At 72.8% G+C, this 14,718-nt stretch carries 12 protein-coding genes; 11 read left to right on the forward strand and 1 reads right to left on the reverse strand.

What is annotated here, in order from left to right; genetic code table 11:
* The first annotated feature begins 1 nt into the window (after nt 1).
* From AC0HI0_RS09030 to AC0HI0_RS09080, 11 genes are all read left to right on the forward strand, one after another.
* The gene (locus AC0HI0_RS09030; RefSeq protein WP_480931833.1) at nt 2-943 is read left to right on the forward strand and encodes a chlorinating enzyme; all 942 of its coding nucleotides are present in this window, start codon (nt 2-4) and stop codon (nt 941-943) included.
* Nucleotides 940-1,170: a phosphopantetheine-binding protein gene (locus AC0HI0_RS09035; RefSeq protein ID WP_480931834.1), complete on the forward strand. Its 231-nt coding sequence runs from the start codon at nt 940-942 to the stop codon at nt 1,168-1,170. The genes AC0HI0_RS09030 and AC0HI0_RS09035 overlap by 4 nt, the downstream gene beginning before the upstream one ends.
* Nucleotides 1,167-2,396: a beta-ketoacyl synthase N-terminal-like domain-containing protein gene (locus AC0HI0_RS09040; RefSeq protein ID WP_480931835.1), complete on the forward strand. Its 1,230-nt coding sequence runs from the start codon at nt 1,167-1,169 to the stop codon at nt 2,394-2,396. The genes AC0HI0_RS09035 and AC0HI0_RS09040 overlap by 4 nt, the downstream gene beginning before the upstream one ends.
* A gap of 6 nt (nt 2,397-2,402) precedes the next feature.
* Entirely contained in the window at nt 2,403-3,602 is a 1,200-nt protein-coding gene (locus AC0HI0_RS09045) for an NAD(P)/FAD-dependent oxidoreductase (RefSeq protein ID WP_480931836.1), read from the forward strand.
* Between the two features lie 168 nt (nt 3,603-3,770).
* A complete protein-coding gene (locus AC0HI0_RS09050; protein ID WP_480931837.1) occupies nt 3,771-5,261 on the forward strand; it encodes an ABC transporter substrate-binding protein in 1,491 nt (496 codons plus the stop codon).
* Nucleotides 5,258-6,214, forward strand: coding sequence for an ABC transporter permease (locus AC0HI0_RS09055; RefSeq protein WP_480931838.1), 957 nt, complete (start codon nt 5,258-5,260; stop codon nt 6,212-6,214). The genes AC0HI0_RS09050 and AC0HI0_RS09055 overlap by 4 nt, the downstream gene beginning before the upstream one ends.
* On the forward strand, nt 6,211-7,002 hold the full coding sequence (locus AC0HI0_RS09060; RefSeq protein WP_480931839.1) for an ABC transporter permease: 792 nt from the start codon (nt 6,211-6,213) through the stop codon (nt 7,000-7,002). The genes AC0HI0_RS09055 and AC0HI0_RS09060 overlap by 4 nt, the downstream gene beginning before the upstream one ends.
* Nucleotides 6,999-8,549 (forward strand): ABC transporter ATP-binding protein, encoded by a 1,551-nt coding sequence (locus AC0HI0_RS09065; RefSeq protein ID WP_480931840.1) that lies wholly within the window; start codon nt 6,999-7,001, stop codon nt 8,547-8,549. The genes AC0HI0_RS09060 and AC0HI0_RS09065 overlap by 4 nt, the downstream gene beginning before the upstream one ends.
* Before the next feature lie 235 nt (nt 8,550-8,784).
* Nucleotides 8,785-9,525, forward strand: coding sequence for a class I SAM-dependent DNA methyltransferase (locus AC0HI0_RS09070; RefSeq protein WP_480931841.1), 741 nt, complete (start codon nt 8,785-8,787; stop codon nt 9,523-9,525).
* Between the two features lie 24 nt (nt 9,526-9,549).
* Nucleotides 9,550-11,478 carry a KedN5 family methylcobalamin-dependent radical SAM C-methyltransferase gene (locus AC0HI0_RS09075; protein ID WP_480931842.1) on the forward strand — a complete coding sequence of 643 codons (1,929 nt, stop codon included), beginning with the start codon at nt 9,550-9,552 and terminating at the stop codon, nt 11,476-11,478.
* Nucleotides 11,479-12,087: 609 nt separating this feature from the next.
* Nucleotides 12,088-12,906 carry an SGNH/GDSL hydrolase family protein gene (locus AC0HI0_RS09080; RefSeq protein ID WP_480931843.1) on the forward strand — a complete coding sequence of 273 codons (819 nt, stop codon included), beginning with the start codon at nt 12,088-12,090 and terminating at the stop codon, nt 12,904-12,906.
* A gap of 64 nt (nt 12,907-12,970) precedes the next feature.
* Here AC0HI0_RS09080 and AC0HI0_RS09085 read toward each other — a convergent pair whose 3' ends face one another.
* Entirely contained in the window at nt 12,971-14,713 is a 1,743-nt protein-coding gene (locus AC0HI0_RS09085; protein WP_480931844.1) for an ABC transporter ATP-binding protein, read from the reverse strand.
* Nucleotides 14,714-14,718 lie beyond the last annotated feature (5 nt).

Here is a 14,718-nt window from a genome sequence, read left to right on the forward strand (position 1 = left end):
CATGGGTGACTTCTCGCTCAGTGAGCAGGAGCTGAAGGACTTCCACCGCAACGGGTACTTCGGCCCGTTCGACGTCTACGAGATCGAGGAGATGAAGGCCCGGTGGCGGCGGGAACGCCTGCGGCTGCTGGACCGCGCGCACGCGGCCTACCGGGACGGTGCGGCCGAGTCGGGCAACACCAACATCTCCAACTACGACCGGCACCTGGACAACGCGTTCCTGGCCGACCACATCTGCAACCCGCGCATCGTCGACCGGGTGGCCAGCGTGCTCGGCCCGAAGGTGCAGTGCTGGCGCTCGGAGTTCTTCCCCAAGTACCCCGGCGACGAGGGCACCGACTGGCACCAGGCGGACACCTTCGCCAACGCCTCGGGCAAGCCGCAGATCGTCTGGCCCGGCGACGCGGAGGACTTCGGCGGCACGCTCACCGTGTGGACCGCGTTCACCGAGGCGAACGAGGAGACCGGCTGCCTCCAGTTCATCCCCGGCACGCACCAGACGATGTTCTACGACGAGACCAAGAAGATGCACTACGACCCGGACAACATCAACTCGATGGAGAAGGAGGGCGTCCGCCGGGGCTTCTTCGGCTACGACTACCGCGAACTCCAGATCGACCCGGACTGGAAGCCCGCCGAGGACCAGGCCGTCTCGATGGTGATGCGGCCGGGCCAGGCCATCATGTTCTGGTCCACCCTGATGCACGCCTCGCTGCCGCACGCCGGGCGCACCGAGGAGATGCGGCTGGGCTTCGCCGGCCGGTACGTGCCGACGTCGGTCAACGTCTACCCGGACACCGACGAGATCGAGGAGTACGGCGGCTCGGTGTCGCTGGAGCGCTGGGGCACGGTGATCGTGGCCGGCGACAACGACAACCCGCACAACCGGGTCGCCACCGAGACCACGCAGGGGCACCCGTTCACCACGCGGGTCCGGGCGTGACCGTCTTCGAGGCGGTCCGCGACAGCCTGCTGGAGGTCGTGCCGGAGACCGACCCGGCGGCGGTCCGGCCCGGCCGGACGCTGCTCGACCTCGGCTGCACCAGCATCGACCGGGCCGAGGTGGTGACGCTGGCCATGGAGCGGCTCGGCGTGGTCGTGCCGATCGCGGAGTTCCAGGACGTCAACGACATCGACACGATCGTCGCGCTGCTGGGGAAGCATCTGTGAGCCCACCCGCGGTGGTGGGCACCGGGATCGTCTGCTCCACCGCCGCGGACGTCCCGGGGTTCACCGCCGCGCTGCGCGAGGGGCGCGGCGGGATCACCGACAGCGGGCACGGGCTGTGCGCGCCGCTGGTCGACTGGTCGTTCCGGGACGCGCTGGACGGGGTGCCGGAACCGCTGCGCGGCAGGGCGTTGCGCGCGGCGGGCCGGTCGCCCCGGCCGGTGGCCGCGGCGGTCGCGGCGGTGGTGCAGGCGTGGGTGTCGGCCGGGCTGCCGGACGTGCCGGGCGACCGGGTCGGCGTGGTCGTGGCCGGGCACAACCTGACCGACCGCTACACCTACGACGTGCGCGAGTCCTACGCGGACCGGCTCGACTACCTGCCCGCGCGGTTCGCGCTGCACTCGCTGGACACCGACCACGTCGGCACGGTCAGCGAGGTGCTCGCCGCCACCGGCGAGGGCTACACCGTGGGCGGCGCGTCGGCCAGCGGCAACGTCGGGATCGTGCACGGCGCGCGGCTGGTCTCCGCCGGCGTGGTGGACTGCTGCGTGGTGGTCGGCCCGCTGGTCGAGCTGACCCCCTTGCACCGCAGGGGTTTCGCCACGCTCGGCGCGCTCGCGGCGGACGGCGACGCGGACCGGGCGTGCCGGCCGTTCGACGCCGACCGGCGCGGTTTCGTGCCCGGCGAGGCCGCGGCGGCGCTGGTGCTGGAGTCCGCGGCGTCGGCGGCCCGGCGCGGGGTGCCCGCGCGGGCGCTGGTGGCGGGCGTCGCGCTCGGGCTCGACGGCAACCGGCTGGCCGACCCGGACGCGGCCGGCGAGGCGCGGGTCATCCGCGCCGCACTGCGCGCGGCCGGCATCGGGCCGGGGGAGTTGGACTACGTCAACGCCCACGGCACGGCGTCGCGGCTCGGCGACGAGACCGAGATCGCCGCGCTGCACGCGGCCCTGGGCGACGCGGTCGCCCGGCCGTGGGTCAACTCCACCAAGGGGTTGACCGGCCACTGCCTCGCCTCGGCGGGCGTGGTGGAGGCGGTGGCGACGGTCGCCCAGCTCACCGGCGGGTTCGTCCACCCCAACGCGAACCTGAGCCGACCGCTGGACGACCGCGTCCGGTTCGTCGGCGGCGACGCCGAACCCGCCCGGCTCGGGTGGGCGCTGTCCAACGGCTTCGGCTTCGGCGGCATCAACTCCGCCGTGGTCTTCGCCGGTGTCCCCGATGGAGGCTGAGGACCCATGTACGACGTGATCGTGGTCGGCGCGCGCTGCGCGGGCGCGCCGACCGCATTGCTGTTCGCCCGCGCGGGCCGGCGGGTCCTGCTGGTGGACCGCGCCAAGTTCCCGTCCGACAAGCTGTCGACCCTCTACATCCAGCAGCCGGGCGTGGCGCGGCTGGCCAAGTGGGGTGTCCTGGACGCGGTCAAGGCGTCCGGCTGCCCGCCGCTGGACCACGTCGTCTACGAACTCGGCGACGCCCGCGTGGAGGGCTGTTGCAGCGGCGTGGACGGCCAGCGGGCCGCCTACGCACCGCGCCGGGACGTCCTGGACCGGATCCTGGTCGACGCGGCCGTGGCGGCGGGCGTGGAGTTCCGCGACGACTGCCGGGTCACCGAGCTGTACCGCGACGGCGACCGCGTGGTGGGCGTGCGGTGCGAGAGCGCGCGCGGCTCGTCCCGCGAGGACGCCGCGCTGGTCGTCGGCGCGGACGGGATGCGCTCGGCGGTGGCCGAGCTGGTCGGCGCGCCGAAGACCACCGAACACCCGCCGCTCACGTGCGCCTACTACACGTTCTGGCGCGGGCCCAAGACGCACTTCGAGATGTACGAGGGCGACACCGGCTGGGTGTCGGCCGTGCCCACCAACGACGACGCAGTCCTGGTCGCCGCCTACGCGCCGCAGCACCGGTTCGACGAGATCCGGCGGGACGCCTTCGCGTCCTACCGGGAGCTGGTCCGGGTCAACGCGCCCAAGCTCTGGGCACAGGTCGAGGACGCCGAGCAGGTCGGCAAGCTGCACGGCACCGGCGACCAGCAGAACTTCTTCCGGGTCGCGCACGGCCCCGGCTGGGCGCTGGTCGGCGACGCCGGGCACCACAAGGACTCGCTGACCGCCCGGGGCATCGCCGACGCCCTGATGCAGGCCGAACTGCTCGTGGACACCGTCGGCGACGCGCTGGGCGACCGGGCGCGCCAGGACGCGGCGACCGCCGAGTACGACCGGCTGCGCGTGGAGCGGCTGTCGGAGAACTACGCGGCCACCCTGCTGATCGCCCAGGAGGAGGCGCGGCCCAAGCGGCGCGCGCTGCTCGGCGCGATCGGCACCAGCCCCGAGTTCACCACCCGGTACTTCGACGCGGTGGCGGGAATCGTTTCGGTGCGCGAGCTGTACACGCCGGAGTTGATGGCGCTCATGGCCGGCGCCGGGGCGTCGAGCTGACCACTGCCGCTTTTTGAGCAGACACCGGGGTCGCGTTCAGCGAGCGTTCGGGGCGTGGCGCCCCCTACCGCGCCGCGTGCTCGTGAACTTGGAGGAACAGTGGTTCAAGGCCAGGGATTCGACCGTCGTGCGCTGCTCCGCCTGAGCCTTCTCGCCGGAGCGACCGCAGTGGGTGCGCCACTGCTGTCCGCCTGCGGCGACGGCGGTGCGCAGACGCCCGCCGCCGGGCAGTCCACCCAGGCGGGCAAGCCGCTCGCCACGCTCTCGGTCAGCGCGCCGCACGCGGTGACCGACAGCGAGGCGGGCAACCCGCTCGCCACCAGCATCGGTGCGACGCTGATCGTGATGCGGCACGTCTACGACTCGCTGATGGTGCTGGACAAGGGCGAGTACAAGTACCAGCTCGCCGAGTCGGTGACGCCCAACGCGGACGCTTCGGAGTGGACGATCAAGATCCGTTCGGGGGTGAAGTTCCACGACGGCAAGCCGGTGCGGGCCGCCGACGTGGTGCACAGCCTGCGCACCGTGGGCACCAAGCCGAGCAACCGCGCCTCGGTGTACGCCATGGTGAACCTGCCCGGGGTCACCGCCGTGGACGAGCTGACGGTCAAGGTGCCGCTGCTGGTGCCGCGCGGCGACTTCAAGGAATCGGTGCTGATCGTGTTCTCCCCGGTGTTCCCGGAGGGCATGACCGAGTTCTCCAAGCCGATCGGCTCCGGCCCGTACAAGCTGGCCGAGCGCAACGGGACCACCACCAAGCTGGTCGCCAACGACCAGTACTGGGGCGGCAAGCCGACCGTGGGCGAGCTGCGGATCGTCGGCGTCGCGGACGCCGCCGCGCGGCTGTCCGCGCTCAAGGCGGGCCAGGTGGACTACGCGATCGGCGTCAGCGCGACCGGCGCGAAGACCGAGGCGACCAACACGGCGGTCACCGTCATCCGGGGTGGTGCGGCGAACTCGAACGCGCTGTCGTTCGCGATGAACCAGAAGCTCGCGCCGTTCGACAACCCCAAGGTGCGCAAGGCCGTGCGGCTGGCCGTGGACCGCAAGGCGCTGGTGGACAACGCGTTGCTCGGCCAGGGTTCCACCGCCGACGACGTGGTGGGCAAGAACCTGCCCGGTTACGCCGACCTGGCCGAGCGCAAGCGCGACGTCGACCAGGCCCGCAAGCTGTTCGCCGAAGCCGGTGTCACGAAGCTGGCGCTGCGCACCGGCGAACTGGTGCCGGGCATGATGAACGCCAGCAAGCTGCTCGTCCAGCAGCTCAAGGAGGCCGGTGTCGAGCTGACCTTGGAGGAGCTGTCGGTGGACGCGTTCTACGCCGACATCACCACCCTGGCGACGCACCCGTTCCAGGCGTTCTACTACGTCAACCGGCCCGCCGCGGTGCACCTGTCCGCGGTGACGCACGGCAAGGCGCCGTTCAACGTCACCGGCACGTCGGCGGACTACCAGGCCAAGCTCGCCAAGGCCCAGGCGACACCGGACGACGCCGCGCGCGGCAAGGCGTTCGCCGACCTCCAGAAGGAGTTCTACGAAGAGGGCGGCGACGTCCTGTGGGGCTTCCAGGAGCAGTTGGACGCGAGCCGCGCGGGCATCGGCGGCGTGCGGATCGAGCAGTCGGTCCAGCTGTTCGACCGGGCGACCGGACCGGCGTGACCGCGCTGCTCTTCCTCGCCCGCAGGGTGGCGGCCACCACCGCGACGCTCCTCGCCGTCGCGGTGGTGCTGTTCGCGGCCTCGGAGGTGCTGCCCGGCGACGCCGCCGCGTCGTCGCTCGGGCTCGACGCCACGGCGGAGGACGTCGTCGCGCGCCGGCTGGAACTGGGGCTGGACCGGCCGTGGCCGGTCCGGTTCCTGGACTGGCTGGCCGGCGCGGTCCGGCTGGACCTGGGCAGCAGCGTGATGTCCGGCGAGCCGGTCACCAGGATCGTCGCCGAACCGCTGGGCGCGACCGGGCTGCTGGTGGGCATCACCGCGGCGGTGACCGTCCCGCTGGCCATGGCGATCGGCCTGGTGTCCGGCCTGCGCCGGGGCGGGCGGGCCGACCGGGCGCTGTCCGCGGTGTCGGTGGTCGCGGTGTCGATCCCGCAGTTCGTCACCGCCGGGCTGCTGGTGCTGCTGCTGGCCGACCTGGTGCCGGTGCTGCCCGCGATCTCGCTGCCGCCGCTGGGCGGCTCACCGCTGGACAAGCCGGACATCCTGGTGCTGCCGGTGGTGGCGCTGACGCTGTTCGGCGCGGCCTGGGCGGGCCGGATCGTGCGGGCGGCGGTGATCGACGCGGACGGGCTGCCGCACGTGGAAGCGGCCCGGCTGGCGGGCCTGCCGGAACGGGTCGTGGTGTGGCGGCACCTGCTGCCCGCGACCGTGCCGCCGTGCGCGCACGCGTTCGCGTGGCTGCTCAGCGGGCTGTTCGGCGGCACGGCCGTGGTCGAGATCGTGTTCAACTACCCCGGTCTGTCGCAGACCCTGGTGGCCGCGGTGCGCAACCACGACACGGCCGTGCTGGAGGGCGTCGGGCTGCTGCTCGCGGCGATCATCATCGTGTCGTTCGTGCTGGCCGACCTGCTGGTGCTGCTGGCCGACCCCCGGCTGAGGGTGGCGGCCCGGTGAGGGCCGTGCGGTGGGCGCTCGCCGTGCTCGCGGTGCTGGGCGTCGCGCTGGTGCTGGGGATCGCGGTGTTCGGGCCCGCGCTGGCGGACGACCCGGAGCGGATCATCGGCCTGCCCTACACGGCCCCGACGGCCGACAGCCCGCTGGGCACCGACAGCACCGGCCGCGACGTCCTGGCGCGCGTGCTGGCGGGCGGGCAGGCGCTGGTGACCGTGCCGGTGGTGGCGACCGTGCTGGCGACCGCCCTCGGGCTGGTGCTGGGCCTGGCCGGGGGCTACTTCGGCGGGGTGGTCGACGCGGTGGTGTCCCGGCTGGACCACCTGCTGCTGGGGCTGCCGCCGGTGCTGATCCTGCTGGTGCTGCTCAACGGCTGGGGCTACAGCGCGACGACGATCACCGCGGCCGTCGTGCTGACCGGCACGCCGTTCGTCTCCCGGGTGACCAGGGCCGAGACGCTGCACGCCGTGGAGGACGGCTACGTCGTGGCCGCGTACGCCACCGGGGACTCGCACTTCTCGGTGATCGTGCGCGAGATCCTGCCGAACATCGCCCGCCCGGTGCTGGCCGACTTCGGCACCCGGCTGGCCATCGCGGTCACCCTGACCGCCGCCGTCGGCTTCCTCGGCTTCGGCTCGGGCGGCCCGAACTGGGGGGCCATGATCAGCGAGAACGTCGAGGGCATCCGGTTGACGCCGTGGGGCGTCGCGGTGCCCGCCGTGCTCTTGGGCGTGCTGACGGTCGCCGCGAACCTCGGGCTGGACCGCCTGGTCGGGAAGGTGCTGCGGTGATCGAGATCGACGACCTGCGGGTGGAGAACGCCGAGGGCCACCCGGTGCTGGCCGGGCTCACCCTCGCGGTGGGCGCGGGGGAGCGGGTCGGCATCGTCGGCGAGTCCGGCGCGGGCAAGACGACCCTCGCGCTGGCGCTGGTGGGCGCGGTCCGGCCGGGGCTGCGCGTGGTGCGCGGCGAGGTCCGGGTGGACGGCCGCGACGTGCTCACCGCGACCCCTGCCCAACGCCGCGAGCTGCGCCGCCGCGTGCTGTCCTACCTGCCGCAGGACCCGCCGTCCGCGCTCACCCCGACCATGCGGATCGCCCGGCAGCTGCGCGAACCCGCCGCCGACCGCTCGGCGGCGGCGGTCTCCCGGCGGCTGGTCGAGGTCGGGCTGCCCGGCGACGTCGAGTTCCTGCGCCGCTACCCGCACCAGCTCTCCGGCGGCCAGCAGCAGCGACTGGCGCTCGCCCGGTTCACCGCCGGCGACCCGCGCGGCCTGATCCTGGACGAACCCACCACCGGCCTGGACGGGCCGATGCGCAAGCTCGTGCTGGACCAGCTCGCCGACCTCGCGCGGCGGCGCGGGCTGGCGATCGTGTTCATCACCCACGACTTGGCCGCCGCCGCCCGGATGACCGACCGGCTGGTGGTGCTGCGCGGCGGCGAGGTGGTCGAGCACGCCGCCACGCAGGACGTGCTCGGCCGGCCTTCCGCGCCGTACACCAGGGAACTGCTCGCCGCGGTGCCGGACCCGAGGGTGGAGGTCGCGCGCCGGCCACCGGCCCGGGAACCGGGCCCGGCGGTGCTGGAGGTCTCCGGCCTGGTCGCCGCGCGCGGCCGCAAGGTCGTGCTGGACGGTGTGTCGCTGACCCTGCACCGGGGCGAATCGCTGGCGCTGCTGGGTTCCTCGGGCTGCGGCAAGACGACGCTGGCCCAGTGCGTCGCCGGCATCCTCAAACCCCAGGCGGGCGCGGTGTCGTTGGCTGGCGAGGTCCTCAAACCCGTGCTGCGCGGCCGACCCGTCGGCCAGCGCCGGCGCATCCAGCTCATCCCGCAGGACGCCACCGGCTCGCTCAACCCGCGCCGCACGGTCGGCGCGGCGATCGGCCGGGTGGTCCGGCTGGACCGGGCGCGGCCCGCCGACGCGGTGCGCGCGGAGACCGTGCGGCTGCTGGACCTGGTCGGGCTGTCCGCCGACCTGGCCGACCGGCTGCCCCGGCAGCTCTCCGGCGGGCAGCGGCAGCGGGTCGCCATCGCCCGCGCGCTGGCGGCCGGCGCGGACGTGCTGATCTGCGACGAGGTGACGTCCAACCTGGACGTGCACGTCGCCGCGTCGGTGTTGGAACTGCTGGACTCGCTGCGCGTGGAGCTGGGCCTGGCCGTGCTGACCGTGACGCACGACCTGGGCGTGATCGCCCGCAACGCGGACCGCGTGCTCGTGCTGGACCAGGGGCGCGTGGTGGAGGAGGGCCCGGTCGCCGAAGTGCTCGGCCACCCCGTGCACGCCGCCACCCGGGCGCTGGTCGACGCGGCCGGCGCGATCGCGTCACCGGCGCGGTAGGCCCCGTCCTCCGGGCAGGGCGACGAGATCGGCCGGCGGCGGGTCCGGTCGCGGCGGGCCGGGCGTGCTCGGCTCGGGCGTCTTCGGGCGCGATGCCCGTTTCGACCGCGACCTCGCGGCCGGCGGTACCGCAGTTCCGCACCGCCGGTGCTCACAACGGGGCAGTACCGGACCGCCTCCGTCCCCGAGGATTCCGAGCGACAACCCGTTTCCGGACGGGGGAAGGAGAAACACCGTGGAAGGCTTCGACCTCTCGACCTACGGCGACGCGATCGCCGGGCTGTTCGACGAGACCGGCTGGGCCGGCGACCCGGGCGACACCGACGAGACCATCCAGTGGCTCGCCGACAACGCGGGCGAAGGACCCCTGCTGGAGCTGGGCGTCGGTACCGGGCGGGTCGCGGTCCCCTTGGCGCAGAAGGGGATCGAGGTCCACGGCATCGACATGTCGGAGGGCATGCTCGACCAGCTTCGGGCCAAGCCCGGCGGCGACAAGGTCAAGCTGTTCGTCCAGGACTTCACCGACTTCGACGTGCCGCACACCTACTCCCTGGCCTACGCGGTGTTCGACACCCTGCCGTTCATCACCGACCAGGAGCACCAGATCCGCTGCTTCGAGCGGGTCGCCTCGGTGCTCAAGCCCGGCGGCCGGTTCGTCACGCAGTGCTCGATCCCGGACCCCTCGCGCTACGACCGCAACCAGCGCACCCAGACCGTGCGGGTGGAGAAGGACCACGTGGTCCTCACCTTCACCCGGCGCGAGCGGATGACGCAGCGCTCGTCCATCCAGTTCGCGATCCTCGGCGAGCAGGGCGTGCGGTTCTTCCCCATGCACATCCGCACCATCATGCCGTCCGAACAGGACCTGATGGCGCGGCTGGCCGGGATGACCCTGGAGTCGCGGTGGTCGGACTGGTCCGGTGCGCCGCTGCGGGACTCGCACGAGCGCCACATCTCGATCTACCGCAAGGCCTGACCCCCGATCCCGACGCTTCCCCCAATGCCGGAGGTGGGCGTGTCCGCTCCTCAGCTCAGGGTTGTCCTGGTCCAACAAGGCGTCTGGGACATGCCCCTGGAGTCGATGCCGCTGGCATCGGGCTACCTCAAGGCGATCGCCCTCGCCGACCCGGTGCTGCGCGACCGGGTGTCCATCGAGATCTGCAACTTCCGGGGCCAGGTCACCCACGGCGAGATGGCCAACCGGCTGTTCGCGCAGGACCCGCCGGACGTGCTCGCGTTCTCGGTGTTCGGCTGGAACCAGCGGGCGTTCGGCGCGCTGGCCGCCACCTTCAAGCAGCTCAACCCGGACGGGTGGGTGCTGTTCGGCGGCACGCACGTCAGCGACCAGGCCGACCGGGTGTTCCGGTTGTTCCCGGGCGTGGACGTGGTGGTCAACGGCGAGGGCGAGCTGACGTTCGTCGACCTGCTGCGCGCCCGCCTGGCCGGCACCGCCGACCTGTCCGACGTGCTCGGCGTGTCGTGGCGGGGCCCGGCGGGCGAGGTCGTGACCAACGCCGAACGGCCCCGCATCGACGACCTCGACACGATCCCGTCGCCGTTCCTCACCGGGGCGATCGACCTGGTCGACGCCAACGGCGAGTTCCTCTACGACGTGGCGCTGATCGAGACCAACCGGGGCTGCCCCTACAAGTGCTCGTTCTGCTACTGGGGCGGCGCGGTCGGGCAGCGGGTGCGGGCGTTCTCCCGGGAACGGCTCAAGGCGGAGCTGGAGCTGTTCGCGAAGCTCGGCGTGCACACGATCGTCGCGTGCGACGCCAACTTCGGGATGCTGCCCATCGACGTCGAACTCGTCGACGACCTCATCGAGATCAAGCGGCAGCACGGCTTCCCGCGCGCGTTCGAGAGTTCGTGGGCCAAGAACAAGTCCAAGGTGTTCTACGACATCGTGCGGCGGATGAAGGAGGCCGGGCTGCGCAGCTCGTTCACCCTGGCGCTCCAGTCGCTCAACGCCGACGCGCTGACCGCCATGCGGCGGCGCAACATGAAGGTCAACGACTGGCGCGACCTGGTGGAGTGGCTCAACCAGGAGGGCATGGACTGCTACGCCGAGCTGATCTGGGGCGCACCCGGCGAGACCGTCGAGTCGTTCCTGGAGGGCTACGACGAACTGGCCCGGCACGTGTCGCGGATCGCGGTGTACCCGATCATGCTGCTGCCGAACACGGAGTACTCCTCCAACAAGGAGCTGCACGGGATCATCGCGCTGCGCGGCGACCACGACGACTTCGAGTACGTGCTGGCCCACCGGACGATGACCTTCGCGGACAACGCCCGGATGCAGCGCTTCCTGTTCTGGGCCAGGGTGATCGCGGAGAACGCGGTGCTGCGGCACTGCTGGCTGCCGCTGCGCGAGCTGGCCGGCTGGAAGCAGTCGCAGGTGCTCAACAGCCTGGCGGACTGGGCGGACAGCACGTCCTGCCCGGAGGCGCTGCCGCTGCGCGAGGCGGCGGCGCGTGGCCACGGCGGCGGCGCGCCCGCGTACGCCAAGGCGATCGGCTACCTGTTCACCACGGCGGAGGGCCTGCGGGCGCTGGAACTCTGGTGGGAGCAGGCGGTGCTGCCGAACCTGCCGGCCGAGCTGCGCCCGTTCCTGTCCTCGGTCTACCGCTACGACCTGATGACCCACCCGGTGTGCGAGCCGACCGACCTGCCGATGGTGGAGATCGACGGGGTGGGGTACTACGTGCGCGAGTCCGTCGGGTTCGACCACAACGTGCCGGCCGCGCTGGCGCTGCTGCGCACCGACGGGCGGCCGGACCTCTCGCCGTGCCCGACGAACCTCGACATCTACTACCGCACCAGCGCGTTGAACGCGGTGATGTCGACCAACCACGAGGAGATCATGCACTTCATGGGCGAACCGCGCCCGGCCGGCGCGCCGTTCGACCTGTGCGCCGAGGCGTCCTGACTCCTCGGTCCGCAGTGGACCTGCCGTGCGGGTTTCCGCGCGGTGCACGACCGCCGGGTCGGCGGTAGGAATGGCGTGGCCGACCCGGTACGTCCGGACCGGGCGGGCATCGTCCCCCGCCCGGTCCGGCACGTTTTCCCCACCGGGCACGTCTCAGTGCACGGCCTGTCCGCCGCAGGACGCCGAATCCGCGCGCGTCCGCGCCACAGGCCCGCCGGGGGTTCCGCGACATCCGGATCCCGCCGTTACCGCTGTTCGCGCGCTTGCCGTGCGACTCCGGGCCGCGATCGATGAATCGTTCACGACGGCCACGGTCGACCGGTGCGCCGCCACGGTCCCGTCACCGCGCTGACACCACCGCCGGGCGGAAGCGGCAGTGGATCGGCTTCGCGCCAGTGGCGCGCATTCGGCGGTGTGCGGTGGAAAAGCGCGTCCGGCCCGGCGGTTGGGCCACTGAGGTGAGCGGCCGGTGAGCCTTCCGGGGCCGAAGTCCGAAGTAGTGTGAAGAATTCACTAATTAGTAGCAATTGTGGGGTATTATCCCACAATATCAACTGTTACGCATGAGGGAGTCCGCTCCAACCCCGACTCCACGGAGACGAGATCCCCATGCGAGCACCACGGGCCCTGATCCCCGCCCTGCTGGCACTGATCGCCACGGCGGTCCTGGCCACCCCGGCCCAGGCCGCGCCCCTGGCGGGCAAGTACGTCGCGATCGGCGACTCGTACACCACCGCCCCCGGCACCCGCACCTACGACAACCCCAACGACCCCTGCCGGCGCGGGCCGCTGACCTACCCGCGCCTGTGGGCCGCGTCGCACCCCTCGGTGCAGTTCGTGGAAGCCGCCTGCTCCGGCGCCACCACGACCGAGGTCGTCAACAACCAGATCCCGCTGCTGACCCCGGACACCACCCTGGTCACCATCCAGGTCGGCGGCAACGACGTCCGCTTCGTCGACGTGCTCACCAACTGCATCCTGACCATCGACGACAAGGACTGCATCAAGGGCGTGGAACTGGCCAAGCAGGCCGCGGTCGCCTACCTCTCGCCGGGCCTGGCCCAGGTGTACGGACTGGTGCGGGCCAAGGCCCCGTCGGCCCGGGTGATCGTGGTCGGCTACCCGCGCCTGTACAAGATCGGCGGCAACTGCGGCATCTTCGGGCTCAGCGACACCGAGCGCAGCGCGCTGAACTCGGCCGCCGACACCCTGGCCTCGATCATGCAGCAGCGCGCGGTCGAGGCGGGCTTCACCTTCCTCGACGCCCGGCCGATCTTCGACCCGCACGCCCTGTGCACCAGCGGCACCAAGTGGGTGACCAGCCTGGAGTGGGACAAGATCAACGAGTCCTACCACCCGAACGCGGCGGGCCACCGCGACGGCTACTACGCCGCGCTCAACTCGCTCGCCACGAGCAAGCGGGCGTGACCCCGGGCGGGGCGTCCGCACCTCGCGGGCGCCCCGCTCCGCCATGTCCTCGCAAGCCCGGTGCTCAGCCACCGTGCGCCGTGGCCTCGGCCGGGACGAGCAGTTGGGTCGCGGCCAGTTCCCGGTACAGCTCGTCGCGCCGCACCAGTTCGGCGTGGGTGCCCTGCGCCCGCACCGCGCCGTGCTCCAGCACGACGATCCGGTCCGCGTCGGTCACCGTGGACAGCCGGTGCGCGATCAGGATGACCGTGCAGTCCCGCGCCACCTGGTCGACCGCCTCGCGCAGCGCGTTCTCGTTGCGGGCGTCGAGCTGGGCGGTGGCCTCGTCCAGCAGCAGCACGCGGGGCTTGCGCAGCAGGGCCCGCGCGATGGCCAACCGCTGGCGCTCCCCGCCCGACAGCGTCACGCCGCGCGTGCCGACCTCGGTGTCCAGGCCCGCCTCCAGCCGCTCCACGAACCCGATCAGCCGGGTCACCCGCAACGCCTCGGTGATCTCGGCGGCGGTCGCGGCCGGGTTGGCGTAGAGCAGGTTCTCGCGCAGGGTGCCCGCCATGACCGGCGAATCCTGCTCCACGTACGCGATGAGCCGGCGCAGTTGCGCGCGCGGCATGGTGGCGATGTCGACCCCGCCGACCCGGACCACGCCCCCGGTCGGCTCGTAGAACCGTTGCAGGAGCGCGAACATCGTCGTCTTGCCCGCGCCGGACAGGCCCACCAGGGCGGTGCGCGCGCCGGGCCGGGCGGTCCACGAGACGCCGCGCAGCGCCGGACCCCGCCCGGGGTAGGCGAACTCGACGTCGTCGAACTCGACGGCGGGCGGCGGGCCCTGCGGCGCGGGCACGTCGAGGTCGACGTCCTCCTCCACGGGCATCCGCCGCACCTCCTCGATCCGGCCGACCGCGCCCAGCCCCTGCTGGAGCATCCCGAGCCCGGCCGCGAGCGACCCGATCGGCGACGCCAGGTAGAACACGTAGAGCAGGAACGCGATCAGCTCCGGCGCGGTCATCGACCCGGCCGCGACCAGCGCGCCGCCGACCCCGAGCACGGCCAGGAACGCGCCCTGGATCGCCACCCCGGTCAGCACCTTGACCACCGCCACGTACCGCGCGCCGACCAGCCCGGCGGCGTGCGCGGCGTCCACGGCGGCCCCGGCCAGCGCGGTCTCCCGCGCCTCGGCCCCGTTGGCCTTCACCGTGCGGGACGCGCCCAGCGCCCGGTCCAGCGCCGCGCCGACCGCGCCCAGCGACTCCTGCGCCCGCGCCACCGCGAGCCGGATGCGCGGCAGCACGACCAGCAGCAGGAGCGCGACCGCGACGATCACCCCGGCGGTGACGCCGAGCAGGCCGACGTGCACCACGCCCATCATCACCACCGCGCCGAGCGTGGTCAGCAGGCCGTTGGCGACCAGCACCAGCCCCTCGGTGGCGGCGTTCTGCAACAGGGTGCTGTCCGAGGTCACGCGGGCGGTCAGGTCGCCGGGCGCGCGGCTGTCCAGCTCCGGCACCCGCAGCCGGACCAGCCGGAACACCAGGTCGCGCCGGACCTGCCGGACCACGTGCTCGGCGGTGCGCTGCTGCCACCACGACTGCACGCCGGTCAGCGCCGCGCCCAGCACCACCAGCCCGGCCAGCAGCAGCACCGGCTCCAGCACCGACCCGCCGGTCGCCAGGGCCTCCAGCACGTCCCGCGCCACCAGGGGTTGCACCAGCCCGGAGGCGCCCGCCGCGAGCACCAGCAGCAGACTGCCCGCCAGCACGGCGCGGTGCGGGCGGGTGTGGCCGAGCAGCACGCGGAACGGACTCGTCATCGTGT

The organism is Saccharothrix sp. NBAS 001 (assembly GCF_056640475.1).

Excerpts from the sequence above, each read along its gene's own strand:
- AC0HI0_RS09075 (WP_480931842.1), top strand. The coding sequence starts at position 9,550 with ATGCCGGAGGTGGGCGTGTCCGCTCCTCAGCTCAGGGTTGTCCTGGTC.
- AC0HI0_RS09085 (WP_480931844.1), bottom strand. The coding sequence starts at position 14,713 with ATGACGAGTCCGTTCCGCGTGCTGCTCGGCCACACCCGCCCGCACCGC.
- AC0HI0_RS09080 (WP_480931843.1), top strand. The coding sequence starts at position 12,088 with ATGCGAGCACCACGGGCCCTGATCCCCGCCCTGCTGGCACTGATCGCC.
- AC0HI0_RS09045 (WP_480931836.1), top strand. The coding sequence starts at position 2,403 with ATGTACGACGTGATCGTGGTCGGCGCGCGCTGCGCGGGCGCGCCGACC.
- AC0HI0_RS09030 (WP_480931833.1), top strand. The coding sequence starts at position 2 with ATGGGTGACTTCTCGCTCAGTGAGCAGGAGCTGAAGGACTTCCACCGC.